The 25888-nt window shown below is 65.5% G+C and carries 20 protein-coding genes; 13 read left to right on the forward strand and 7 right to left on the reverse strand.

Translation table 11 applies throughout. From position 1 onward, the window contains the following. The first annotated feature begins 138 nt into the window (after positions 1 to 138). Positions 139 to 2016, forward strand: a complete 1878-nt coding sequence (locus WBP06_RS06935; RefSeq protein ID WP_395333168.1) for an ABC-F family ATP-binding cassette domain-containing protein — start codon at positions 139 to 141, stop codon at positions 2014 to 2016. Continuing rightward, a complete protein-coding gene (locus WBP06_RS06940) occupies positions 2013 to 2471 on the forward strand; it encodes a GreA/GreB family elongation factor (RefSeq protein ID WP_395333170.1) in 459 nt (152 codons plus the stop codon). Before WBP06_RS06935 ends, WBP06_RS06940 begins: the two co-directional genes overlap by 4 nt. 246 nt (positions 2472 to 2717) lie before the next feature. Here the strand turns inward: WBP06_RS06940 and WBP06_RS06945 are convergent, their stop codons facing one another. Further along, positions 2718 to 4520: a DEAD/DEAH box helicase gene (locus WBP06_RS06945; protein ID WP_395333172.1), complete on the reverse strand. Its 1803-nt coding sequence runs from the start codon at positions 4518 to 4520 to the stop codon at positions 2718 to 2720. 260 nt (positions 4521 to 4780) lie between these two features. Here WBP06_RS06945 and WBP06_RS06950 point away from each other — a divergent pair, with 260 nt between their 5' ends. The 5 genes from WBP06_RS06950 to WBP06_RS06970 all read left to right on the forward strand — a co-directional run bounded on the left by WBP06_RS06950 (position 4781) and on the right by WBP06_RS06970 (position 9598). Further along, positions 4781 to 5569 carry a DUF2334 domain-containing protein gene (locus tag WBP06_RS06950; RefSeq protein ID WP_395333174.1) on the forward strand — a complete coding sequence of 263 codons (789 nt, stop codon included), beginning with the start codon at positions 4781 to 4783 and terminating at the stop codon, positions 5567 to 5569. Between the two features lie 201 nt (positions 5570 to 5770). Continuing rightward, positions 5771 to 6961: a glycosyltransferase gene (locus WBP06_RS06955; protein WP_395333177.1), complete on the forward strand. Its 1191-nt coding sequence runs from the start codon at positions 5771 to 5773 to the stop codon at positions 6959 to 6961. 28 nt (positions 6962 to 6989) lie between these two features. Then, positions 6990 to 7916 carry a hypothetical protein gene (locus WBP06_RS06960; RefSeq protein WP_395333179.1) on the forward strand — a complete coding sequence of 309 codons (927 nt, stop codon included), beginning with the start codon at positions 6990 to 6992 and terminating at the stop codon, positions 7914 to 7916. Next, a complete protein-coding gene (locus WBP06_RS06965) occupies positions 7913 to 8419 on the forward strand; it encodes a DUF2141 domain-containing protein (protein WP_395333181.1) in 507 nt (168 codons plus the stop codon). The genes WBP06_RS06960 and WBP06_RS06965 overlap by 4 nt, the downstream gene beginning before the upstream one ends. A 27-nt stretch (positions 8420 to 8446) precedes the next feature. Next, positions 8447 to 9598: a glycosyltransferase gene (locus WBP06_RS06970; RefSeq protein ID WP_395333183.1), complete on the forward strand. Its 1152-nt coding sequence runs from the start codon at positions 8447 to 8449 to the stop codon at positions 9596 to 9598. Between the two features lie 96 nt (positions 9599 to 9694). Here WBP06_RS06970 and WBP06_RS06975 read toward each other — a convergent pair whose 3' ends face one another. Genes WBP06_RS06975 through WBP06_RS06995 form a run of 5 tightly spaced genes read right to left on the reverse strand, consistent with a single transcriptional unit; the run spans position 9695 to position 14781 of the window. Further along, positions 9695 to 11086, reverse strand: coding sequence for an efflux transporter outer membrane subunit (locus WBP06_RS06975; RefSeq protein ID WP_395334071.1), 1392 nt, complete (start codon positions 11084 to 11086; stop codon positions 9695 to 9697). Between the two features lie 41 nt (positions 11087 to 11127). Beyond that, the gene (locus WBP06_RS06980; RefSeq protein WP_395333185.1) at positions 11128 to 12090 is read right to left on the reverse strand and encodes an efflux RND transporter periplasmic adaptor subunit; all 963 of its coding nucleotides are present in this window, start codon (positions 12088 to 12090) and stop codon (positions 11128 to 11130) included. After that, a complete protein-coding gene (locus WBP06_RS06985; protein WP_395333188.1) occupies positions 12087 to 12302 on the reverse strand; it encodes a DUF1656 domain-containing protein in 216 nt (71 codons plus the stop codon). Before WBP06_RS06985 ends, WBP06_RS06980 begins: the two co-directional genes overlap by 4 nt. Then, positions 12299 to 14347, reverse strand: coding sequence for an FUSC family protein (locus tag WBP06_RS06990; protein WP_395333190.1), 2049 nt, complete (start codon positions 14345 to 14347; stop codon positions 12299 to 12301). The genes WBP06_RS06985 and WBP06_RS06990 overlap by 4 nt, the downstream gene beginning before the upstream one ends. Beyond that, on the reverse strand, positions 14344 to 14781 hold the full coding sequence (locus WBP06_RS06995; protein ID WP_395333193.1) for a MarR family winged helix-turn-helix transcriptional regulator: 438 nt from the start codon (positions 14779 to 14781) through the stop codon (positions 14344 to 14346). Before WBP06_RS06995 ends, WBP06_RS06990 begins: the two co-directional genes overlap by 4 nt. Before the next feature lie 249 nt (positions 14782 to 15030). Between WBP06_RS06995 and WBP06_RS07000 the strand changes: the two genes are divergently transcribed. From WBP06_RS07000 to WBP06_RS07015, 4 genes are all read left to right on the forward strand, one after another. Continuing rightward, the gene (locus WBP06_RS07000; RefSeq protein ID WP_395333195.1) at positions 15031 to 16767 is read left to right on the forward strand and encodes a gamma-glutamyltransferase family protein; all 1737 of its coding nucleotides are present in this window, start codon (positions 15031 to 15033) and stop codon (positions 16765 to 16767) included. A gap of 46 nt (positions 16768 to 16813) precedes the next feature. Continuing rightward, positions 16814 to 18595, forward strand: coding sequence for a sulfotransferase (locus WBP06_RS07005; RefSeq protein ID WP_395333197.1), 1782 nt, complete (start codon positions 16814 to 16816; stop codon positions 18593 to 18595). A 166-nt stretch (positions 18596 to 18761) separates the two neighbouring features. Beyond that, complete coding sequence (locus tag WBP06_RS07010) at positions 18762 to 21125, forward strand: TonB-dependent receptor (protein ID WP_395333199.1); 2364 nt, start codon at positions 18762 to 18764, stop codon at positions 21123 to 21125. A 55-nt stretch (positions 21126 to 21180) separates the two neighbouring features. Further along, positions 21181 to 22440, forward strand: a complete 1260-nt coding sequence (locus WBP06_RS07015; protein WP_395333201.1) for an amino acid permease — start codon at positions 21181 to 21183, stop codon at positions 22438 to 22440. Here the strand turns inward: WBP06_RS07015 and WBP06_RS07020 are convergent. Further along, positions 22384 to 23028, reverse strand: coding sequence for a TetR family transcriptional regulator C-terminal domain-containing protein (locus WBP06_RS07020; protein ID WP_395333204.1), 645 nt, complete (start codon positions 23026 to 23028; stop codon positions 22384 to 22386). The genes WBP06_RS07015 and WBP06_RS07020 overlap by 57 nt on opposite strands. A gap of 36 nt (positions 23029 to 23064) precedes the next feature. On the opposite strand from WBP06_RS07020, the gene WBP06_RS07025 reads away from it, so the two are divergent. Both WBP06_RS07025 and WBP06_RS07030 read left to right on the forward strand, forming a co-directional pair. Next, positions 23065 to 24231, forward strand: a complete 1167-nt coding sequence (locus WBP06_RS07025) for an aromatic ring-hydroxylating dioxygenase subunit alpha (protein WP_395333206.1) — start codon at positions 23065 to 23067, stop codon at positions 24229 to 24231. Continuing rightward, positions 24228 to 25829, forward strand: coding sequence for a phytoene desaturase family protein (locus WBP06_RS07030; protein WP_395333208.1), 1602 nt, complete (start codon positions 24228 to 24230; stop codon positions 25827 to 25829). Before WBP06_RS07025 ends, WBP06_RS07030 begins: the two co-directional genes overlap by 4 nt. Positions 25830 to 25888: the final 59 nt, after the last annotated feature.

Raw genomic sequence — 25888 nt, forward strand, 5'->3', positions numbered from 1 at the left:
CCTTGGCGCAAATCAATTCTTCTCTACGTGCAGCGAAGATGGGGAACCCCTGTTCCGAAACCCGCGAAACCCGGTCGCGAAAAACTTAAGGCGGGAAGATGTTTCCAACCGGGCGCAAAATCCTCTAGGCGCTGCGCCATGTTGACGATCCGCGATATTACCGTCCGCCTTGGCGGGCGCACCATTCTCGACCAGGCCGCCGCCACGATTCCCAAGGACGGCAAGGTAGGCCTGATCGGCCGCAACGGCGCGGGCAAGTCCACGCTGGTGAAGGCCATCATCGGCCAGCTTGAGCCCGATGGTGGCTCGGTCGAAATGCCGCGCCGCGCCCGTTTGGGCTACATCGCCCAGGAGGCACCTACCGGTACCCGAACCGCACTTGAGGCGGTTCTGGATGCCGATACCGAGCGCAAGGACCTGCTCGCCGAATCCGAGGTCTGCGTTGACCCGCACCGCCTTGGCGACGTTCATGAGCGGCTGCTGGCGATCGATGCCTACACCGGCGAAGCGCGTGCCGCGCGCATCCTGGTCGGCCTGGGTTTCGACGAGGAGATGCAGAACCGTCCGCTCGACAGTTTCTCGGGCGGGTGGAAGATGCGCGTGGCGCTTGCCGGCCTGCTGTTCTCGCAACCCGACGTGCTGTTGCTTGACGAACCGTCGAACCACCTCGACCTTGAAGCGACGCTGTGGCTGGAGAATTTTCTCCAGACCTACCCCAAGACGCTGATCGTCATCAGCCACGAGCGCGATCTGCTTAACAATGTGGTCGATCACATCCTGCATCTTCAGCAGGGCAAGCTGACGCTTTATCCCGGCACTTACGACAGTTTCGAGCGTATCCGCGCCGAGCGCGCGGCGCAGGCGGCGGCCGCGCGCGCCAATCAGGATGCGCAGCGCAAGAAGCTGGCCGATTACGTCGCCCGCAACTCTGCCCGCGCCTCTACCGCCAAGCAGGCGCAGTCGCGCGCCAAGATGCTGGCGAAGATGCAGCCGATCGCGGCGATGGCCGAGGATTCCTCGCTCAGCTTCGATTTCCCGAGCCCCGACGAACTGCGCCCGCCGCTCGTCACGCTGGATCTTGCGGCCGTCGGCTACGAGGCCGAAAAGCCGATCCTGCGCCGCCTGAACCTGCGCATCGATCCTGAGGACCGCATCGCCCTGCTGGGCCGTAACGGCAACGGCAAGACCACGCTGGCGCGCCTGTTGGCCCGCCAGCTGGAGCCGATGGAAGGTTCGCTGTCGTTCTCGCCCAAGATCCGCATCGGCTACTTCACCCAGTATCAGGTGGAGGAACTGCCCTCGGATTCGACGCCGCTGGAGCTGATGACACGCGCCATGGAAGGCAAGCCGCCGGTGGCCGTGCGCGGCCAGCTTGGCCGCTTCGGCTTCTCGGGCGACCGGGCGACGGCGCAGATTTCCACGCTTTCGGGCGGTGAGCGCGCGCGCCTTGCGCTGGCGCTGGTCACGCGCGATGCGCCGCACATGCTGATCCTCGACGAACCGACCAACCACCTTGACGTCGATGCGCGCGAGGCGCTGGTGCAGGCACTGAACGATTTCGAGGGCGCCGTGATCCTCGTCAGCCACGACCGTCACATGGTCGAACTCGCGGCCGACCGGCTCGTGCTGGTCGATCAGGGAACCGCCGCCAACTACGACGGGTCGATGGAGGATTACATCGACTTCGTGCTGGGCCGGAACCAGCCCAAATCCGCCGACGGGAAGGCCGACAGCAAGCCTGCTCGCAAGAACGGTGCCGTCGCGCGCGAGGAACTGAAGGCCCTGCGCAAGAAGGTTTCGGAAACGGAAACCCGCATGAAGCGCATCCAGCAGCAGCTTGAGGCGCTGGACTCCGTGCTAGCCGATCCGGCCTCGGCCAAAGGTGATCTCGCCAAGCTCAACATCGGTGAAATCGGCAAGCGCCGGACGCAGGCGGCCGAGGAACTGGAACTGGCCGAAGCAGGCTGGTTCGAGGCGAGTGAGGCCATGGACGAATATATGGGAGGCGGTGCGTGAGCGTCGCCTTCCGGCGTGACGGGGACGAGGAGCATCTCGAGCCCAAGTTCGAAGTGCCGATCCCGCCGGGTCCGAACCTTGTCACCACGGAAGGCCGTGCGCTGATCGATGCCCGCATCGCCGCGCTGGAAGCCGAGGTTTCGACACTGACAGAGGAAACCGCCCTGAATGCGGCCAAGCGCGATTTGCGGTATTGGCGCAAGCGTCTGGCGACCGCGGAAGTGCAGCCGGCACCGGCGGGCGACAGGGCGATGTTCGGCCATCGGGTGCGCTTTGCGCTCAACGGCAAGGAACGCGAAGTGCGCATCGTCGGCCATGACGAGGCTGATCCGGCCAAGGGTGCCCTGGCCTTCACCGCGCCGCTCGCCCGCGCGTTGCTTGGCGCGGAGATCGGTGATTTCGTTGACTTCAACGGACAGGAAGAGGCGATCGAAGTGCTGGGTCTGCGCGCCTGACTTCCGGTTCCACGCAACTGGAACCACCTCAATTCAAGCCAGCCCAACGTAGCCCCCCCGTACAGGCGGGGGCCGCGATTTCTTCTGCCTGCCAGCCTTCAATCGCAAGAGAAGCGCGATCCCCGCCTGCGCGGGGATGACGGGGATGGGGGCAACACGGATTCGACTTCGTTCGCCAGTCCCTGACCCAAAGAAAAAGGCGGGGAACCAAGCCCCGCCTTCTCCTAAGCATCGATCCGGAAGAGCTTACCAGCTGCTCTTCTTCGGCTTCTTGTGAAACGGCTTGCCGCCGCCACCGCTACGTTCCGGGCGCGCGCCGCCGGTCGGGCGGGGCTGATAGCGCTGGCCTTCGTAGCCACCGCGACCACCGTCTTCACGGCCATGCGGCTTGCGGCCGCGTCCCTGCGGACCTTCACGGTCACGGCGACGATCGCGGGCCACATCGCGCGGGGTGTCCTGCGCCTGCACGATGCGGATGGTGTTCTCCACATCGCCGCTGTCGTCATGCGCGGTGCGTTCCACGGCGCGGACGAACTGTTCGGCCTGCGCGCGCGGGATCTGGAAGTAGGTTTCGTTGGCCATGATGCGGATCTGGCCAACCGCGTTGCGGGTGACGTGACCGCGGCGGCACAGCAGCGGCAGGATCCAGCGCGGATCGGCGTTCTGCTGGCGACCCACGTCCATGGTGAACCACACGACATCGTCGAAGCCCGGACGCTGGCGCGCTTCGCGTGCTTCGGGGCTGTTGCCGATGAGTTCCTCCGGCTGCGGCATCGCGGCGCGATGCGCCTTGACCAGAGCCGCGGCCAGATCCTCCGCACTCACCTTCTCAAGGATTTCGCGTGCGATCTCGCGATCTTCCTCGTCAGCCTCGACCGGGGCGAGCAGCTTTTCCATCAGGCGGCCACGGTCGGCCGCGCGAATGACTTCGGGGGTCGGTGCAGCAACCCATTCGGCCTCGATCCGCGCACCGCGCAACATGCCTTCCACGCGGCGACGACGCGGGAACGGCACGACGATGACGGCGGTGCCCTTCTTGCCCGCGCGGCCGGTGCGGCCCGAACGGTGCTGCAGGGTTTCCGCATCGCGCGGGATTTCCACGTGGATGACGAGGCTGAGCGACGGAAGGTCGATGCCGCGCGCGGCCACGTCGGTGGCGACGCAGACGCGGGCGCGTTTGTCGCGCAGCGCCTGAAGCGCGTTGTTGCGCTCGTTCTGCGAATGCTCGCCCGACAGCGCGACGGCGGAGAAGCCGCGCTCGGTCAGGGTCGAGTGCAGGTGCTTCACATTGTCGCGCGTGGCGCAGAACAGGATCGCCGTTTCGGCATCGTGAAGACGCAGCAGGTTGACCACCGCGTTCTCGACATCTGCCGGGGCAACGGTGACGGCCTGATAGGAAATGTCGCCGTGGCCGCGATTCTCGCTGATCGTCGAGATGCGCAGCGCGTCGGTCTGGTAACGGCGGGCCAGCGCCTCGATCGGGCGCGGCATCGTGGCCGAGAACAGCAGCGTGCGACGGCTCTGCGGCATCGCGTCGAGCATTTCTTCCAGGTCTTCGCGGAAGCCCATGTCGAGCATTTCGTCGGCTTCGTCGAGCACGACGACGCGCAGTGCCGAAAGGTCGAGCTTGCCGCGTTCCAGGTGGTCACGCAGGCGACCGGGGGTGCCGACGACGATCGTCGCACCGCGTTCCAGCGCCTTGCGTTCGCGCACCGGGTCCATGCCGCCGACGCAGGTGACGATGCGCGCGCCGGTCTTGCCGTAGAGCCATTCAAGCTCGCGGCTGACCTGCTGCGCCAGTTCACGCGTCGGCGCGATGGCAAGGGCCAGCGGCGCTTCGGCGTAGGGAATCGAACCATCCGCCAGCAGTTCGTCGCTCATGGCGATGCCGAAGGCGACGGTCTTGCCCGAACCGGTCTGCGCGGAAACCACGAGATCGCGTCCGCGTGCCTCGGCTTCCGAAACGGCAGCCTGCACGGGGGTGAGGGACTCGTAGCCTTGCGCCGTCAACGCGTCGGCAAGGGGCTGGGGGAGCTGTGAAAAAGTCATGAGTTTGTCGAATCTGTCCTGTGCCGCTTGCGCGGTCTCTTGGGGGGTAAGTTGCCGTGGGGTTTTTGGCGACCAAGGGTCTTTGAGCGGCCCATAGCTGAAAAATCACGGTTTGGCGCGCTCCAATTTCACATTGGTAATTCCGCGCACCGCAAGACTGCGGAATTTCACCGTGGGCGGCGTCATTCCACAGTCACGCGGTGCGCATAGTCGGCGCCGAAGTGGCAAAGCGCCGCAACCATGGGAACAGCCCGAAGCCGATGCCCTCTCGATCCCAGCCCCTGCCTGCCAACCGCCCTGCCAAACGCCTGCTGGCCTCTATCCATGACGTCGGCCCGGGCAGCGAACGCGCGGTGCTGCAACTGGCGGACATTCTGGAAACGCGTCTTGGCGGCCCGAATTTCGCGATGCTGGTGGTGCCCGATCATTGGGGGCAGCACGCCTTGGTGAAGGACCGGGCATTTCAGGCGCGCCTGCGCCACTGGTCCGATCGCGGCATCGAGATGTTCGTCCATGGCTGGTTTCACAAGGACATGGCCCAGCACGTCGACGCCGCCGCTCGCTTCAAGGCGAAGCACATGACGGCCGGCGAAGGCGAATTCCTGGGGCTGGACGATGCCACCGCGCTGGATCGCATGCTGGAAGGCAAGGCACTGGTGGAGGATGTGATCGGGCGCGAGAGTGCCGGCTTCATCGCGCCGGCCTGGCTCTATGGCGCAGGCGCGCGCGCCGCATTGCGCAAGGCGGACTTCGCGCTGGCCGAAGATCACTGGCGGGTCTGGGATGCGACGACGGACCAGGTACTGGCGAAGGGGCCGGTGATCACCTGGGCCAGTCGATCGACCATGCGCACGGCTTCATCCCTGTTCTTCGCCGGTCTGGCCCGGGCGGCGCTGGGTCCGCTGGAAACCGTGCGAATCGCGGTGCACCCCGGCGATGTCACGAAAACATCGCTGCTGGACAGCATCGACGCCACGCTGCGCCGCTTCGCCGCGACGCATCGGCCAGCCCGTTATGCCGAACTAAGGGCAACCCCCTTGGCTGGATGACTCTTTGAATACGGTTTTCCGTCCGCTGCGTGACCGCTGCGCGGCCGTCACCAACCCGACATGAATTCCGAACACTACCACCATCGCTGAACAATCGGCCGCGCGCAGTGCTGCGGCCACGGGTCGCAACCGATGAATTTTACCAACGGATTTTGCACGCACCAACTGCGGATCGAAGCTGGCGGTGTCGTCGGGGGGAATATGAAGGACAAGCTCAGGATCCTGATACCGATCCACAGCCTCGATCCGGGTGGCGTGGAGCGCGTGGCCCTGGGGCTGGCGATGCAATGGGATCGCGCGGGTCACAAGGTCACCATCGTGCTGGGCCGTTCGGGCAGCAGCCATCTCACCAGTGCGCCGCCGCTGGACTACTGGCAGCTTCCCGCCCCCTTCCCCACCGCGTCGTGGGAAACGCCGTGGATGATCCACTGCCTGCAGAGCTACCTGCTGGAACATTCCACCGACGTGCTGTTCCTTCCCGGGAATACCTATGCCGTGGTCGGCGCGGCGATGCGGGTCCTGCTGGGCGAGCAGACACCGCCCATGGTGCTGAAAGTCAGCAATGCCCTGCACCGGCCCGACATGCCGGCGCTGTTACGCCATGGCTATGGCGCATGGCTGCGGGCCCAGGGGCGCATGTTCGACCGGCTTGTCGCGCTGTCCGACCCGATGGCGCGTGAAATTCGTGAGATCACGCTGGCGAACGCGCGCCAGGTGGCGGTCATTGCCAACCCGATCCTCTCGCGCCGGCGCCTTGGCGATCTTGGCCGGATCGATCGCAAGCCCGCGTCGGTCTGGGGAACCCGCTATCTCACGGCCGGCCGTCTGGTTGCGCAGAAGAACCATTCGCTGATGCTGCGCGCCTTTGCCCGGGCGGCGCGGCCGGGCGATACGCTGACGATCGCCGGCGAAGGCCCCGAACGCGGCGCCATCGAACGGCTTGCGGCGGAACTCGGCATTGCCGCGCAAGTCCGCCTATCCGGCCATCTGGCCAGCATCGATCCGCTGTTGGCAGAGGCGGACGCCTTCGTGCTCAGCTCCGACTACGAAGGCCTGCCCGGCGTCGTGGTGGAGGCGCTGGCGAGCGGGCTTCCCGTGCTTTCGACCGACTGCTGCGTGTCGATGGCGTGCCTGCTGGAAAGCGGGCGAACCGGATTGCTCGTCCCCACCGGCGACGAGACTGCATTTGCCGATGGGCTGGCACGCATCCGCGATCTGCCGGGCGATCCCGCCCGCGCGCGGAACGTCGCTGCCCGCTACGAAATCGAGGGTGCCGCAAGCCGATACATAGAACTCATGGAAAGGTTGCGCCGCGAGAACGAACGCAGCCGCCAGCGCATGCTCGACGAGAGCGCCTGGCTGCCGCCTTCGAACTGGCAGCGAACCTTCTGATCTCCCGCGCCCACTCCCGGAGAACTTCGTGACAGAAACCGTCGCTGCCCTGGCATCCCCAGCCCCGGCAATTCAGCTAACCCCGCAGGACCGCTCCCCCAATCGGGGGCGACAGGCCCTGTTCTCGATCGCGCTGTCGCTCGCGGTCATCATTGCCGTGATCCACGAGATGGGCGGTCTCGAAATCGCGAAGATGCAGGCGCTGATGCCGACCAGCATCGGCTTCTGGCTGGTGTTCGTGACGTCTTACCTTGTGACCCCGGCCAGCGAGTGGCTGATCTTCCACCGCCTCTGGGCGATCCCGCCGGGGGGCATGCTCGCTCTCCTGCGCAAGAAGGTCTACAACGAACTGCTGCTCGGCTATCTGGGCGAGGCGTACTTCTACACTTGGGCGCGCAAGCGCGTTTCGCTGGCCGCAGCGCCTTTCGGTGCAGTGAAGGATGTGGCGATCCTGTCGGCCATGACCGGCAACGGCGTGACCATGCTGCTGGTGGCGATCATGCTGCCGATCGTCGGCATGACGCGACTGGGCCTCGATTCCAGGATGCTGACGTATTCGCTGGCGATCCTGCTGGCGATTTCCGCCGGGGCCATGGTGTTCCGCCGCAAGGTCTTCACGCTGCCGCGCGCGGATCTGGTGATGATCACCCAGATCCATCTTGCCCGCATCGCCTTCACCACCGTGTCGAACGCGGTGATGTGGCACATCGTCCTGCCGCAGGTTCCGCTGAGCTGGTGGCTGTTCCTGGCAACGCTGCGCCTGCTGGTTTCGCGCCTGCCGCTGATGCCGAACAAGGACCTGCTGTTCGCCGGTTTCGCCGTGCTGGCGCTGGGCCATGAAGGCGACATCGGCGCGCTGATGACGCTGATGGCCGGCCTGCTGCTGGCCGCCCACCTGCTGCTGGGCGGGCTGCTGGCGATCCGCGACCTTGCCACGCCGGAGGCCCGCGCATGACGTTCCCCCTGCTCCTCACGCTTGCGGCCACGGCCCTGATCCCTTCCACGCCGGACTTGGGCAAGGCCGAAGGGCAATGCCGCACGAACGAGCGCGGCCCCGCCTTCGAGGTGGATGTCGAAGGGCTGAAGGACCGCATCGGCAAGCTGAAACTGGAAGTCTACCCGGCGAACGACAAGGACTTCCTGGCCGACGACAACGTGCTGGTCAGCGCGGGCAAGACGTTCCGCCGCGTGGAAGTGCCGGTGCCTGCCAGCGGCACGCCAAGGCTCTGCGTGCGCCTGCCCGGGCCGGGCACTTACGCCGTCAGCCTGCTGCATGACCGCGACAACGACCGCAAGTTCAACTGGCGGGTGGACGGCATCGGCTTTTCCGGAAATCCCAAGCTGGGCTGGGGCAAGCCGAGCGTGCGCAACGTCGCCACTTCGGCGGGCAGCGGCATGACGCCGCTGCGCATCGTGATGAACTATCGCAGTGGGCTGGGCGTCGCCCCGCTCAAGTAAGATAATCAAGGCTAGGGTCGTACCTGCATGAAGATCGTCGATGTCTGCGCCTTCTATTCGCCCCAAGGCGGGGGCGTGCGCACTTATGTCGAACAGAAGCTGCGCATCGGGCCGGCGCTGGGTCACGAGATCGTGATCCTTGCACCGGGTGACGAGGATGCCGTGATCGAGCGTGGCCCCAATGCGCGCATCGTCACGCTGAAAAGCCCGCGCTTCCCGCTCGACCGCAAATACTGGTATTTCAACGAGGCACCGCGCCTCCACGCCGCGCTGGACGCGCTGGCCCCGGATTTCGTGGAGGCGACCTCCCCCTGGCGCAGCGCCGGGCTTGTCGCCGACTGGGATTCGCCGACGCCGCGAAGCCTGGTCATGCATGCCGACCCGCTTTCGGCCTACGCCTATCGCTGGCTAGGTGACGTGTTCTCTCGCCAGACGATAGACCGCCAGTTCTCCGTGTTCTGGCAGCACCTGCGCCGCAATTCGCGCCGTTACGACTATGTGGTCTGCGCCAATAGCGACCTTTCCCGCCGGCTTGCCGAAGGTGGCGTGCAGCACACCGTGACCATCCCGATGGGGGTGGAGGCCCGGCGCTTCTCCCCCGCCCATCGCGACCCTGCCTTGCGCGCGCGGCTTCTGGCCGATTGCGATTTGCCGGAAAGCGCCGCCCTGCTGCTCGGCATCGGTCGTCTTGCCCCGGAAAAGCGCTGGCCGATGGTGATCGACGCGGTCAGCATGGCCAGCCAGCAAAGCCCGATCGGTCTCGTCATGCTGGGTGAAGGGCGCGAACATCGCACGATCCTGCGCCACATCGCGGGCAATCCGCATGTGCGCCTGTTCGAACCGGAGCGTGACCGTGCCGCCTTCGCCCGGATCATGGCCAGCGCCGATGCCCTGGTCCACGGTTGCGAGGCGGAGACATTCTGCATGACCGCGGCCGAAGCGCGGGCCAGCGGCGTGCCGGTGATCGTGCCCGATGCCGGCGGCGCCGCCGACCACGCGCGGGACGGCGCCGGGCGGGTTTACTCCGCTGCAGACGTCCATTCCGCAGCGGGCGCGATCCGGGAGGTGATGCGTGACCGTCCGCGTCCGACAGCGATGGCGCGCACGATGGACGAGCATTTCGTCGATCTCTTCGCGGCTTATGAAGCCAGCCTGATCACGCGCCGCCGGGCTGCGTGATCGCGAACGGAAGCATGCGACGACAGGCAAAAGCGGTTCTTCGACGGCAGGGCGCATAAGCCCTGCCGCACAAGCCCCGCCAGCGCCGCGATCCCCCTACTTCGGCGGCTGCGCTTCCCAGCCGCCGCCCAGTGCCAGGAATACCGAAATCTGATCGTCCACCAACGCCGCCTCGGCAGTGGCGTGGGCGACTTCGGCATTGGCCAGATTGGCCTGCGTGGTCAGCAGGGACAGCAGATCGCTGCGGCCGAAACGGAACAACTTGGCCGCCTGTGCCTGCGAAACGCCGGCGCTGCGGGTCGCACTGCCGAGGGCGGCGGCGCGATCGGTGTCGCGGGCATAGGTTTCCAGCGCCGTCTCGGTGCCGCGCAGGGCTTCCAGCACGGTGGCATCGAACTTGGCCAGATCGACATCCACTTGCGCATTGGCGGCATCGATGCGCGCTTTCACCAGCGGGCGGTTCGGGAAGTTCCAGGTCAGCAGCGGGCCGAAGCTGAAACCGAAGCTGTGCGTCTTGCCCAGGTTCTCCAGCTTGCCGTCGTTGATGATGCCGCCGCCGATGCTGACGGTGGGATAGAGGTCCGCCGTGGCGACGCCGATGCGGGCCGTGTCCCCGGCGATCGTGCGTTCGGCCTGCCGGATGTCCGGACGGCGACGGATCATCGCCGCGCCGTCGCCGATCGGCATCGGACTGCGCAGCGAAGGCAATTGCGCACAGCTTTCCACTTCGGCCGGATAGTCGGCCGGCGGTTTGCCCAGCAGCGTCGCCAGCAGATAGAGCGCCGCCTTGCGCTTGGCGGCGAAAGCCGGAAGGCTGGCCTTGCTGGTTTCCACGGCCGTGCGGGACCGGCTGACGTCGAACGCGGTGCCGCGTCCGCCGCGCTGCAGGCGGGTCGTGGCGTCCAGCGTCTGCTGCTGCAGCGCGATCACCTTCTCCACCGTTGCCTGCTGGTAATTTGCGGCGCAGACATCGGCGTAGGCCTTGGCCGTCGCGGCGGCGACGCTGATGCGCACGGCATCGCGTGCGGCCTCTACCGCCTCACGGTCGGCAAGGCTGCTTTCGATGGCACGCTTCAGCTTGCCGTTGAGGTCCAGCGGATAACTGACCGAAAAGCCAAGATCGTAGGTGAGGACGCCCGGCATGTTGGTGCCGGCCGACGTGCTGGTGTAGTCACGCTCAAGATCGGCGTCGGCCAGCACCGAAGTGCTGAGCGCCTTTTGCCCCACGTATTCGCGCACAACCGCATCGGCCTTGCGCAAGTTGGCATCGGCGGCGCGCAAGTTGGCGTTGGCTTCCAGCGCCTGCTCGATCAACCCGTCCAGGCGCGGATCGTCATAGAGCCGCCACCAGCGGTCGGGCAGTGGATCCTGCGAGAAGTAGGAACCCTGCCCCGACGCGAATGCGCCGTTGGCTGAGGGTTCCGTTGCCGCCGAATGTTCGGGCGGCTTGTAGTTCGGCCCGGCAACGCAACCGGTCAGCAGCGCCATCGCCCCGAGCGAGGCAGCGCCAAGAAGTTGGGCGGATCGGATCACTTCGCCGGCTCCGCAGAAGCGTTAGCGGTCGGGGTGGCGGCAGGAGTTGCGACGGCTGCAGCAGGCTGCTGGCGCCTTCCCCTTACGGGCTGATCATGTTCCTCGATCGTTACCGTGGCGGTGCGGCCGGCGATCAGGCGCACATCCTTGGGCACATCGGTCAGGCGCACCCGCACCGGAATGCGCTGGGCCAGACGCACCCAGGTGAACGTGGGATCGACGCTGGGCAGCAGATTGCGGGAATCGCTGCGCGTGGTGTCGTTGATGCCGGCGGCGATGCTTTCCACCACGCCCTTCAGCGGGCGGGATTCACCCATCAGCACCACGGTGACTTTCGCGCCGACATGGATGTGCGGCAGCTTGGTTTCCTCGAAATAACCTTCCACGCGGACGGAATCCCGATCGATCAGCGCCATCGCCTGGCTGCCCGGCGCCACGTAGTCGCCGGGGTGCAGGTCAAGGTTGGTGACCGTGCCATTGACCGAGGCGCGGACGTTGGTTCGCTCAAGGTCCAACTTGGCCTTGTCCAGCGCGCTCAAGGCCTGGTCCACCGCCGCGCGGGCCGTGGCGACGGCGGCCACGTTCTGCTCGTGGCTTTCGGTGGCGACCAGATCGCCCAGCGCAAGGTCGCGCTTGGCTTCGCGCTGGGCCTGCCCCAGCTTCGCCTGCGCGCTGGCCACGGCGGCCTGCGCAGCCTGCATCGCCAGCGTGTAGCGGGGCCGGTCGATCACGAAGAGCAGCTCACCCGCCCTTACTTCCTGATTGTCCCGCACTTCCACCGAAGTGACCAGGCCGCCGATATCCGGCGTGACGCGCACCACATCGGCGCGCACGCGGCCGTCACGGGTCCACGGCCGGTTCTCGTAATGGTTCCAGAGCCAGATCGCCACGAGGGCGGCGATGACGACAAGCAAAAGGGTTGCGAGGCTCGGGGCTATCCGGGCAAGCAGGTTCTTCATTGGCGGAAACCGATCAGCGGAGCGGCCCAGACCAGAAGCCCGAGCACAAGGACATAGAGGCACAGGTCAACCGCCGCACGATACGCGAAAAGGCGGTAAAAACCCACGAGATTGGCAATGCGCATCAGCGCGAGCGTGATGATGGAGGCGATCACGGCCAGCACCAGCAGCGTCGGCACGAACACCCCGTCGAAGGACATTTCCCCGTTCATGCGGCCAGCCTTTCGATCGGTGCGGCTTCGGGGAAGATGTTGCGCCGCAGGCTCACCAGCGCCAGCGCGCCGGAGCGTGCCGCCTCACGGTCACCGTCACGCAGGACGGCGTCCAGCGCGACATCGATGTCCTGCAGCAGTTCAGGGTCTGCCGGCGCGGGGCGATCCGGCACCAGGCTGCGATAGTATTCGCCCACGCGGCGCAGCACGGCGGTAAGCGGGGCGCTGCGTTCGGGCGACATGCCAAGGCGCAGTTCGCGCAGTTCGCCGATGGCGATGCCTGTGCGCAGATCGCGCAAGGCATCGTAGAGCGGCTTTCCGGGCGAACGGCCGGCCATCGCAAGGCGCGGGGCAAGTTGGGCGATACGGTCGAGCATACGGTTGATCCAGGCACGCACATCGGGCGGCGCCATCAGGTTGGAGCGTTCGGCAATGTCCACCCAGCCCGCGCGCAGCGTGCGCCGGATTGCGCTTTCCGCCCCGGTCGAGCTGAGCAGGCGGATCATGACGATGGCGTAGAGAATGCCGGTAAGCTGGGCGAGCGACCCGTTCATGTAGCTGGCAAAGCCGCCGATGTACTGGTCTGCCACCAGAACCGGCGACCCCAGCCCCAGCAGCAGCGGCACGGCGATGCCGCCATAGCGGGGCGACTGCATCAACATGCCCAGCATCAGCAGCATCGGCGCCATGGCGGCGGCGAACTGGAGGTAGCCGTCAAGCCGCGGCAGCAGGACGAAGCCGTAGAGCAGGCCCAGCAGAGTGGCGATGAACGTGCCGACGAAGAATGAGCGCAGCGGCGCCAGCGGATCGGGTGCGGCGGCGAACAGCGCGGTGAACACGCCTGCCAGCATGATCGCGGTGCCGCCATCGTGCCAGCCGCTGAAAATCCACATGGCACAGCCGACGACGATGGTGATGAAGGCACTGAGCGCGCCGCGAATGGCGCCGCCATAATCCAGATGAAGCTCTCGCCCGCGCCTGCCTTCCACCAGCGCCGCCGCGCGGCTGCTCACCGGGCGGATCGATGGCGATGCAAGCTGGTCCGCCAGATCGCGGCAATCGCGATGCGCACCGATCAGGGTCGCCAGCCGCGACAGAAGGCTGAGCAGGATGAGGTCATGCCAGGAAGCGCCCTCTCCCACTTGCGGCTCCAGCGCCTTGCAACGCGTGCGCAGGGCCTCCGCCTCTTCGCTGCGCTGTTCGATCGGCATCGTGCCAAGCCGGGCGAACCAGTCGCGCGTGTCGGCCAGCAGGGTCACCGCTTCGGGCGGCCCGCCGCCGGCTTCGTGAAGCTGGGCGATGCGATCGGCCACGGCGGCGCCCAGCGGCATGATCATCGAAAGCTGGTCCTGCAGGGCGCGCACGGTGCGGATACGCGGCGCGATCCGCGTGCTTTCGTAAGGCAGGTGGGTGGAAAGCTGGTGCAGTTCGGTCACGTCCAGCGCCAGGCGGCGACGCTCGCGATCGACTGCGGGATCGACGTCGATATGCAGCGAATCCTTCGACCAGCGCTCCGCATCCGCAAGGATCGTGGAAACGCGCTGGAGCATGAAGGCGGAAACCGACTGCGGGAACACCAGCGCGTGCACGAAGCTGCCGCAGAGGATGCCGATCGTGATCTCCTGCACGCGCAGCGCCGCGGTGGTGAAGATCAATTGCGGCGTATCGACGCTGGGCAGCACGATCAGCACCGCCGTATAGCCGGCAAGGACAGAGGCGTAGGAGCGCGGCGTGCGGTCCAGCAGCGAGATGAACACGCAGATCGCCAGCCAGCCGCCGATCGCCAAGGTCAGCAATTCGGGCGAATTGACCAGCGGCGGCACCATCAGAACCGCCACGGCCGCACCGATGAAGGTGCCGACCACGCGGAACATGGCCTTCGATACTACCGCGCCGGCGAGCGGCTGTGCGACGATGTAGGAGGTAAGGAACGCCCAGTAGGGCCGGTCCAGCCCGATCGACAGCGCGATGTAGACGGCCAGCATCGCGGCGATGTACGCCTTCACCGAGAACAGCGCTGCATCGAATCCAAAGCGCTTGGTCATGGCTTGCCGCCGCTTTCGGCCACGCGAGCAGCGATCCGATCGAGAACCGCCATCGTGGTTTCAAGGTCCGCGTCAGGAATGCCATCAAGCAGGTTGGCGCGCAATGCGTTGAGACGCGTGTCTATTCTTCCTGCCAGCGCCTCTCCCTCCGCCGTCAGCGCAAGGTGCTTGGCGCGGCGGTCGGTTTCGTCCGCGATACGTTCGATCAGGCCGGCGCCCTCAAGCAGGTTCAGGGTGCGCACCAGCGAGGGTTCGGTAACGCCGACCACGCGCGCAAGTTCGCTTTGCCGCACCGTCTTGCCGAGACGCAGCAAGTGCACCAGCGCCCAGCCGGAGGAATTCGATATCCCCAGCGATGAAAGCGCATCATCCGCCAGTTGTCGCCATGATCGCGACACCGGCAGCAGCCTTTCGGCCAATGCCCGCTCGCGCAATCGTCGTTCCTGCATGATCGGGTAATTAGCACGCTAACTAATGCCTGCAAGTCACCCGAACGGAGATATTATTGCAAGTAACGCAAGCCAATCGGCAATTGCGTCTGCTGCGATCGCGAAGCGCGAAGCCCGGTGAATCGACCGCATGGCGGCCAATTGCGCGGATCGCTGGACTTGCGGGGCTGGTGCAACGCCGAAAGGCTGTTTAAGCCACGGGAAAATCGGTCGCTCCCAGACAGGAGAACGCGCTTGCGTCGCCCCACCGCCTTTCATCGAATCACTGCACTTGCCCTGGCCCTTGCTCTGACCGTTCCTTCGGTCGTTCAGGCCGAAGCGCCGGCAAATGTTGCCGCTGCGAAGGCGCGTCCCCAGCAATGGGGGCTGGCGCGCCACGCAATGGTCGCGGCGGCCAACCCGCTGGCGGTTGAGGCCGGGGTGGAGGTGTTGCGCAAGGGTGGATCGGCGGTCGATGCGGCAGTCGCGATCCAGGCCGTGCTGGGTCTGGTGGAGCCGCAAAGCTCTGGCCTGGGCGGCGGCGGCTTCATGATCTATTACGACGCGAAGACGCGCAAGGTCACCGCCTACGACGGGCGCGAAATGGCGCCTTCCGGTGCCACCAATCGCCTTTTCGTGGATGATGGCGGCAAGCCGCTGGCCTTCTTCGATGCCGTGCTGGGCGGCATATCGACCGGGGTGCCCGGTGCCATCGCCATGCTGAACATGGCCCACCGCGATCACGGCAAGCTGGAATGGGGCACCCTGTTCGACAAGGCGCATGGCCTGGCGGAGGAAGGCTTCATCGTCAGCCCGCGCCTTGCCGGCATGATCCAGTCCCGCGCGCCGCAGGCCTCGTCTCCCGACGCCGTGCGCTATTTCACCAAGGCAGACGGCACGCGCTATGTCGCCGGCGATCGCCTGCGCAATCCCGCCTATGCCCGGACGCTGGAACGGATCGCCCAGTTCGGCGCCTCCGGCCTGCTGACCGGACCGGTCGCGCAGGACATCATTGCCCGCCTGCACGAAGGCCCACGCCCCAGCACGATGACGCTGGCGGACCTTGCAGCCTATCAGCCCCGCTCCGGCCCGGCCCTGTGCAATCCCTACCGCACGTACGTGGTCTGCACGCCGCAGGCTCCCTCCGGCGGCCCCGGCCTGCAGATCGCGCTGGGCGTGCTGGCGCATACGGACATCGACAAGCGCTCTGCCAAGGACGAGAAGGCCTGGTTCCAGTTCGCGCAGGCCAGCCGCCTCGCCTATGCCGACCGCGATCGTTACGTCGGCGATCCGGCTTTCGTGAAAGTGCCGGTGGAAGGCTTGCTCGATCCCGAATATCTTGGCGATCGCGCGGCGCTGATCGGGGAGAAGGCAGGACCGGTCTCGTTCGGGATGCCGAAGGGTGCCCCGGTCAATGGACCCGATGCCACGGCGGAACCGGGCGGCACCAGCCACTTCGTCATCATCGACGCGCAGGGCAATGTCGTCTCGATGACCACCACGGTCGAAAGCATCTTCGGTTCGGGCCGCATGGTGGACGGGTTCTTCCTGAACAACCAACTGACCGACTTCTCGTTCTCTCCCAACGATGCCGATGGCGCGCCTGCCGCCAACGCACCTGCCGCCGGCAAACGCCCGCGCTCCAGCATGGGGCCGGCCATCGTGCTGACACCGCAGGGCAAGTTCGTGGCGGCGGCGGGATCGCCCGGCGGATCCGCCATCCAGGCCTACAATCTGAAGGTGCTGGTCGCGCTGCTCGACTGGAAGATGAGCCCGCAGGACGCGGTTTCGCTGCCCAATCTCGTCGCCAAGGGTGACAGCTACAGCGCGGACGTGTTCCCCGATCCGATCATGACGGGCCTTGCCGCGCGCGGCATGGTGCTTTCGACCAGCCGTGGCGAGGAATCCGGACTTCAGGCCGTGATCGTGACGCCCAAGGGCTATCTCGGCGGCGCCGATCCGCGTCGCGAAGGGGTGGCGCGCGGGTTTTGATGGACCGGCTTGAGCGGCGCGCATCGGCCCCGCATAGTCGGCGCCGATGAATCAGACCGCTCCTGCCGTTCCGCTCGGCCAACTCGTTGCCACCGATCCCGCGCGTGCCGTGCCCTTGCTGCGCGAGGCGCTGGTGCGGAAGGGAGAGGATCCGCGCGTGCTTCGCCTGCTGGGGCAGGCACTGCGCAAGCTGGGCCAGATCCGCGACGCGGAACTGGCGGAGAACGCGGCGATCCGCGCTTCGGTGCGTGATCCGGAACTGATCGCCATTGCCCAGGCCCTGCTGGCGAACGACCTGCCGACTGCCGAAACGGCTTTGCGCCAGCGCCTGTCCGCGCAACCGCGCGACGTTGCCGCGATCCGCATGATGGCGGAACTCGCCGGGCGGATCGGCCGCTATCGCGATGCCGAAGCCTTGCTGCAACGCGCCCTGGAACTTGCGCCGGGCTTCGCTGCGGCACGCGCCAATCTGGCGACCGTGCTGTACAAGCAGAACCGTTTCGCGGATGCCGTTGCCATGCTGGATACCGTGCTGGCCGCCGATGCCGCCAGTGCCGGCGATCTCAACCTTCGCGCCGCCGCGCTGGGCCGGATCGGCGAGTACGAAGAATCGCGCCGGATCTACCGTGAGTTGCTCGACAGTTTCCCGCAACATGCGAAGCTCTGGATGAGCTACGGCCATATCCTGAAGACCCTGGGCGAACAGGCCGAGGCAATCACGGCCTATCGCCATTGCATCGCCATCGAACCGGGATTGGGAGAAGCATGGTGGAGCCTTGCCAACCTGAAGACCGTGCGCTTCGACGATGCCGATCTTGCGGCGATGCAGGCCGCGCTGGCGAATGAGGATCGGCTTGCGCAGGACGATCGCCTCCACCTTCATTTCGCACTCGCCAAAGCGCTGGAAGAACGGGGGGCGGCGGAAGCAGCCTTCTCACACTATGCGCAAGGCAATGCACTGCGCAGCCAGGAATTGCTGCACGACCCCGATGCGGTGGCCGAACAGGTCGATGCCGTGATCGAGACGTTCACCCCCTCCTTCCTGTCCACGCATCCGGATGGCGGCGAACCTTCGGCCGATGCGATCTTCATCCTGGGGATGCCGCGCGCCGGTTCCACGCTGATCGAACAGATCCTTGCCAGCCACTCGCAAATCGAAGGCACGATGGAACTGCCGGACATTCCCGCACTCGCCATGCGGGAGGCGCAGGCTTTCGGTGGCCTGCCGCGCGACTGGCCGCAGGCGCTTGCCGCGATGACGCCGGAAAGGCGCGCCCAACTCGGTGCCGAATTCCTTGAACGCACGCGGGTGCAGCGCAAGACGGACAAGCCGTTCTATATCGACAAACTGCCCAACAATTGGGCCTATCTTGGCTTCATCGCCCTGATCCTGCCGAACGCGAAGATCATCGATGCGCGGCGCGATCCGCTGGACTGCTGCGTATCGAATTTCCGCCAGAACTACGCCAAGGGTCAGGCTTTTTCCTATGACCTGACGCACATGGGCCGCTATTACGGCGACTATGTCAGGGCCATGCGACACTATGACGCAGTGATGCCCGGCCGGGTCCATCGGGTGATCCACGAACACCTGCTGGACGATCCCGAGACCGAGGTACGCGCCCTGCTCGGTCATCTTGGCCTGCCGTTCGAACAGGCCTGCCTGGAATTTCACACCAACACCCGCGCGGTGCGCACGGCATCCAGTGAGCAGGTGCGCCGCCCGATCAACCGCGATGGCGTGAGCCAGTGGCGGATTTTCGCCGAATGGCTCTCTCCCCTTCGCGCAGCATTGGGTGATTTGCCTGAGACTTACGCGCAATTCTGAACATTCGTTCATGTGGCAGAAATGTCATATTTGCACTGCAACATGATCGTCATCCGAAAGCCCTATTGCCCGGCACTAAAAATTATGGAGACCTACCCAGGCACAACATAATGGGGGTCTTCGGGTGGTCGCTTCCGGTATATCCTTTCGTCGTGGCATGGCTGCCATGTTGCTCGGCTCGTCGGCAATTGCTGCAGTGCAACCAGCGCAGGCGCAGGACGCCAAGCCCGCCACGCCCCCTGCTGCCGACAGCGGCGTCATCTACGTCACGGCGCAAAAGCGGGTAGAGAACCTGCAGGACGTACCGATCGCGATCACCGCGATCGGCGCCGAAAAGCTGAAGGACCTTCAGGTCAAGGAACTGCAGGACGTTGTGAAGTTCCTGCCCTCCGTCACGATCCAGACGGTGCAGCCGGGCTTCAGCCAGGTCTATTTCCGCGGCGTCGCCTCGGGCGAGAATGCCAACCACTCCGGCCCGCTGCCCACCGTCGGCACTTATCTCGACGAAATGCCGATCACGACCATCCAGGGCGCGCTCGACATCCATGCCTACGACATCGCCCGCGTGGAGGCGCTGGCCGGGCCGCAGGGCACGCTCTACGGCGCCAGTTCGATGGCCGGCACGATCAAGATCGTCACCAATGCCCCGGATACATCGGGCACTTACGGCGCCGTCGATGCCGAGCTGAACACCGTCTCTCACGGCGATATCGGCGGCGTGATGCAGGGCTTCATCAACTACAAGATATCGGACTCCATCGCTGCCCGACTGGTCGGCTGGTATCGCCATGACGGCGGCTATATCGACAATGTCCACGGCAGCCGCACTTTCGCCGTTTCCGGCATCACGCAGGACAATGCCGATCTGGTGGAGGACAATTACAACGACGTCGACACCTACGGCGGCCGCCTGGCGCTGGGCATCGATCTGGACGGCAACTGGACGGTGAAGCCCACGATCATGGGGCAAGTCCAGAAGACCAACGGCAGCTTCGCGCAGGAACGTTCCACCGCCGTTTCGGGCAAGCTCCAGACCGTTCAGTACAACCCCGAAAAGAGCAAGGACGAATGGATCCAGGCCGCCCTCACCATCGAGGGCAAGATCGGCAACTGGGATCTTACCGCCACCGGCGGCATCCTGAACCGCAAGGATTGGACCCAGTCCGACTATTCGGACTATTCGTACTTCTATGACGCGCTGTTCGGATCGGGCGCCTATCTCACAGACAATGCCGGCGATCTGATCAGCCCGAACCAGTACATCAAGGGCAAGGACACCTATCACCGCCAGTTCGGCGAAGTGCGCATCAGTTCGCCGCAGGACAATCCGCTGCGCTTTATCGGCGGCCTGTTCTACCAGCGGCAGCAGCACCACATCGAACAGAACTATATCATCGATGGCCTGGCAGACGATCTGAAGGTTCCGGGCACCGCCAGCGACATCTGGCTGACCCAGCAGAAGCGGGTGGACCGCGACTATGCGGCCTTCGGTGAACTGACTTACGACATTACCGACAAGCTGAGCGCCACCGGCGGCGTGCGCCTCTACCGCTACAAGAATTCGTTGGTCGGCTTCTATGGCTACGGCGCCGGCTATTCGAGCAAGACCGGCGTTGCCGCCTGCTTTGCCGATGCCGTGGTCAGCGGATCGCCCTGCACCAATCTCGACAAGTCGACGTCCAAGACCGACGCGATCTACAAGGCGAACCTGACGTACAAGATCACGCCCGATGCGCTGGTCTACGCCACGTGGTCGCGCGGGTTCCGTCCGGGCGGGATCAACCGTCGCGGCACGCTGCCGCCTTACAAGCCGGACCAGCTCGATAACTACGAACTGGGCTGGAAGACCATGTGGGGCCCGGTCCGCTTCAACGGCGCGGTCTATCAGCAGATGTGGGACGACATTCAGCTGTCGTTCCTGGGCGCGAACGGCCTGACCGAGATCCGCAACGCCGGCAAGGCGCGCATCCGCGGCGTGGAGTTCGATCTTGGCTACAACAAGAACGGCCTCTCGATGGACTTTTCGGGCAGCTATAACGACGCGACGATCCGCAAGGATTTCTGCCTGATCGCCAACAGCGCCTTCGACTGCTCCCTGCCGGGTACGGACGGGGCCGAAAACGCATTGCTCGCGCCGACCGGAACCCATTTGCCGATCACTGCGAAGTTCAAGGGCAATGCCGTTGCCCGTTACGAATTCCTGGTCGGCGGGTGGGATGGCCACATCCAGTTCGCCGCCAACTACATCGGCAAGCGCCGCAGCGACCTGCGCACGCTGGAAAACCAGATCAAGGGCAATCTGGGCGCCTATACCACCGCCGACGTCAGCATCGGCGTGAAGCGGGACGGTTACCGCGTCGAACTCTATGCAACCAACCTGTTCAACAGCAATGGCGTGGTCAACACCAGCGTCCAGTGCCTGGAGACGACTTGCGGCGATCCCGATGGCGTCAGCAGCACGGGCGGCGTGTTCTACGACTACGTGATCCGGCCCCGCGTGATCGGCCTAAAATTCGGCGCCGATTTCTGATACCTACGCTGGCGTGACAGAACAAACTCCGAAAACCGCAGGCCCGGGCGGAAGCTTGGGCCTTGTGGCCGCCACCGCGCTGGTCATGGGCAACATGATCGGATCGGGCGTGTTCCTGCTGCCCGCCAGCCTGGCGCCATTCGGCTGGAACGGCGTGATCGGCTGGGTGGTGACGATCAGCGGTGCGCTGATCCTGGCCTACGTCCTCAGCCGATTGACCAAGGCCTGTCCGCAGGCTGGTGGGCCGGCCGGGTTCGTGACGGACGCTTTCGGCCATACGGCCGGGTTCTTCATCAGCTGGATCTACCTCGTTTCCATCTGGACTTCGGTGGTGGCCATCGCCGTCGCCGCCGTCAGCTATCTGTCGGATATCTTTCCGGTGCTGGGTGTGGGGGAGCACATTCCCGCCCTCGCCGCGATGGCCCTGCTCTGGCTGATGGCGCTGATCAACCTACGCGGCACCCGCGCGGCAGGCGGTTTTCAGGTGGTGACGCTGGGCCTGAAGGTGATCCCCCTGATCGTGGTCGTCGTCATTGCGGTGATCGTTCTGAACGAGGGGCGCGCCCAGATCGCACCGCCCGCGCCGGGCAGCGTCAGCTTCGGCGCCGTCAACGGAGCCGCAAGCCTGACGCTTTGGGCCCTGCTCGGCTTCGAAAGCGCCAGTGTGGCGGCGGCGCGGGTGCGCAATCCGGAAGTGAACATCGCCCGCGCCACGCTGTGGGGCACCGGGCTTACCGGCATTCTCTACCTGATGGTCTGCTCGGCGATCGCGCTGTTGCTGCCGGTCACTCTCGCTTCGCATTCCGCCGCACCTTTCGCGACGTTCGTGAGCTATTTCTGGCGATCCGACGCGGCCACCTTGATCGCGATCTTCGCGGTGATCAGCTGCGTCGGTGCGCTCAACGGATGGACGCTGCTGGAAGCGGAAATGGTGCGAGACATGGCGCATCGCCGTCTGCTGCCGGCATGGTTCGCGGAGACCGACGCGCGCGGCGTCGCCCGTCGCGCGCTGCTGATTTCCACGGTGATCGCCAGCCTCTTCGCGGCGATGAACGCCAGCCGGTCGATGCAGTCGCTGTTCGAGTATCTGCTGCTGCTCTCCACATCGGCAACCTTATGGCTGTATCTCGCCTGCGCCTTGTCGGCCCTCAAGCTTGGCATCGGTCGGCCCGCCGCCGTGCTTGGCGCTGCCTATGCGCTATGGACGCTGTGGGGCGCGGGGATCGGCGCCAGCGGCCTCAGCTTCGTGCTGATGGCGCTAGGGCTGCCGATCTGGCTGCTGGTTCGCCGCAAGGCTGCCGAGCAGCGCGTCTAGCCACGTCTCCACCAGGCCTTCGGCCTCTTCCGGTGTGAACGGCGCCTTGCCCAGGCTGAGTTCGAGCCAGAGCCCGTCGATCAGCGCCGTCAATGCAACGCCGATCAGTCGCGTATCCGCCATGTCCGGCTTGCAGGCGCGGATCAGCGCGTCCATGCCGCTGCGGAATTCGCCGTAGATGTCCGCATGCAGCCGGCCGATGGCGGGGTCCTGCGGCGTCATCGCCCAGAACGCCAGCCACGTGGCCAGCAGTTCCGGATCGGCGATCGGCGGCCGGAAACTTGCGGCCAGATAGGCGAGCAGCCGGGAACGCGGATTGTCGTCCGCCGCCGTCACAGCCTCATCCAGAGCGCGCGCCACCCGGTGGCCGGTCCAGCGATAGGCCTCGGCAATCGCGTCGGATACGCCGCCGAAATAGTGCCGCAGCAATCCCGGTGAAACGCCAGCCATCGCACAGATGGAGCGGACCGAAGTCCCGCTCACACCGTGCACGGCAAGGCACCGTGCGGTCGCCTCGATCAGGCTCTGTCGCCGCTCGTCGGGATCACCCCGAGTATAGGCGGGCGTGTAGGATTGCTTGGTCGTCATGGCCTTGTTATACGATCGTACAACAAGGAGTCGCCCATGGCAACGCAGCTCAAGGATTTCGCGGAAAACGATCCGCTCGATGGTTGGAGCCTGCCGGCCTGGACTTATTCCGACCCCGAATTCATGGCGGTGGAGAAGGAGCGCGTCTTCGCCCCAAGCTGGCAGGTCGTCTGTCACGAGAGCGATGTGCCCAATGTCGGCGACTGGCACACACTGGAGTATATCGGCGAAAGCGTGATCGTCGTGCGCGGCAACGACCGCCAGTTGCGCGCCTTCGCCAATGTCTGCCGGCATCGCGGATCGCGCGTGGTAGACGGTGCAAGCGGTTGCGCGAAGAAGCTGGTCTGCCCTTATCACGCCTGGGTCTACGATCTCGACGGCCGCCTGACCGGCGTGCCCGACAGCCAGAGCTATCCCGATTTCGACAAGGCCAGCCACGGCCTTTCCCCGGTGGACATCGAAGTCTGGCGCGGCTTCATCTTCGTGCGCCTGGTGGATGACGGCGGCCCCTCGATCGCGCAGATGATGGCCCCTTACGAGGAGATGGTCGCCCCCTACCGGTTCGAGGATCTGAAGGCCCTTGGCCGCGTGACCATGCGCCCGCGCGCGGTGAACTGGAAGAACGTGGGCGACAACTATTCGGACGGCCTGCACATCCCCGTGGCCCATCCCGGCCTCACCCGCCTGTTCGGCCGCAGCTACGGCGTGGAGGCAGAGCGCCATGTCGATCGCATGTGGGGCGATCTGATGGACGCGCCCTCGTCCAACTGGTCCGAACGGATGTACCAGCGCCTGCTGCCGCCGGTGCCGCACCTGCCCGAAGACCGGCAACGCCACTGGCTCTATTTCAAGCTCTGGCCCGGCGTCGCCTTCGACATCTACCCCGATCAGGTCGATTTCATGCAGTGGCTGCCGACCGGGCCGGAAACCTGCATGATCCGCGAAATCAGCTACGTCCTGCCCGATGATCGCCGCGAGATGCGCGCCGCGCGTTATCTCAACTGGCGGATCAATCGGCAGGTCAATGCCGAGGATACGCAGCTCATCACCCGCGTGCAGGCGGGCATGGCCTCCCGCACATTCTCCGTCGGGCCGCTGTCCGACAAGGAAGTGTGCCTGCGCCACTTCTGCAAGCGCATCCGCGAACTGATCCCAGAGGCCCGCCAGAGTGAGCGGCCCGCATCCGGCTGGAGCCAAAAATGACCCAGAAATACGATGCAGTCATCATCGGCGGCGGCCACAACGGCCTCGTCTGTGCGTTCTATCTCGCCCGTGCCGGGCTGAAGGTTCGCATCCTGGAACGCCGCGACGTGGTGGGCGGCGCGGCGGTGACGGAAGAATTCCACCCCGGTTTCCGCAACTCGGTGGCCAGCTACACCGTCAGTTTGCTCCAGCCCAAGGTGATCGCCGACATGCGGTTGGCCGAGCATGGCTACCGCGTGATCGAACGGCCGATCTCCAACTTGCTGCCGCAGGAAGACGGTGGCTATCTGAAGCTGGGCGGCGGGCTGGAGCGTACGCAGGCCGAATTCCGCCGCTTCTCCGCGCACGATGCCGAAGTGCTGCCGGCTTATTACGATTCGCTGGAAGTCGTGGCCGAAGTGCTGCGAGATCTGGCCCTGAAGTCGCCGCCCAATGCGGGCGACGGCTGGCGCGGACTGATCGACGCGGCGCTTCAGGGCCGCAAGCTGGCCGGCCTCTCGATCGAGGCACAGCGCGATGTGCTGGACCTCTTCACCAAGTCCGCCCGATCGCTGCTGGACGGCTGGTTCGAGAGCGAGGCAGTGAAGGCCGCTTTCGGTTTCGACGCGGTAGTCGGCAACTATGCCTCGCCCGATACGCCGGGCAGTGCCTATGTCCTGCTGCACCACGTCTTCGGCGAAGTGAACGGCAAGAAGGGCGCCTGGGGTCATTCGGTCGGTGGCATGGGCAATATCACCCGGATCATGGGCGAAGTCTGCCGCAAACTGGGCGTGGAGATCAGCCTGGAAAGCCCGGTGGATCAGGTGCTGGTCGATGGCGGCAAGGTTGCCGGCGTGCGACTGGAAAGCGGCGAGGAGATTGCGGCAACGCGCGTCATCGCCAATGTCGGGCCCAAGCTGCTCTACGGCAAGATGATCGCGCAGAGCGACCTCAATCCCGATTTCCAGCGGCGCATGAAAGGCTTCAAGGCAGGCAGCGGCACCTTCCGCATGAACGTGGCGCTTTCCGAACTGCCGAAGTTCACCTGCCTGCCGGAGCCGGGGGAGCATCACCAGTCCGGCATCATCATTGCGCCGACGCTCGATTACATGGACCGCGCCTTCCTGGACGCGAAGACCCATGGCTGGTCGAAGAAGCCGATCGTGGAGATGCTGATCCCCTCCACCGTGGACGACAGCCTTGCGCCCGAAGGCCAGCATGTCGCCAGTCTGTTCTGCCAGCAATTCGCACCGGAACTGCCAGACGGCCGCGACTGGGATGCCGAAGAGGACAAGGCGGCCGACACCATCATCGCTACGGTGGAGGAATATGCGCCCGGCTTCCGTGCCTCGATCCTTGGCCGGCAGGTGCTCAGCCCGAAGGGGCTGGAGCGCAAGTTCGGCCTTGTCGGCGGTGACATCATGCACGGCAACCTGACGTTGGACCAGATGTGGTCGGCACGGCCGGTGCTGGGCCACGGCGCCTATCGCGGGCCGATCAAGGGCCTTTACATGTGCGGGTCCGGCAGCCACCCCGGCGGCGGCGTGACGGGTGCCCCCGGGCACAACTGCGCGCATGAGGTAATTGCGGACAAGGGCCGTTTCGGCCGCTTCCATTGATGGTGGAACTGCCCTCGAAGCCCGACCCGTCCGGCTTCGAGGGCAGTTCACCCCCTATT

Source organism: Novosphingobium mississippiense (assembly GCF_044029535.1).
GTDB lineage: Bacteria > Pseudomonadota > Alphaproteobacteria > Sphingomonadales > Sphingomonadaceae > Novosphingobium.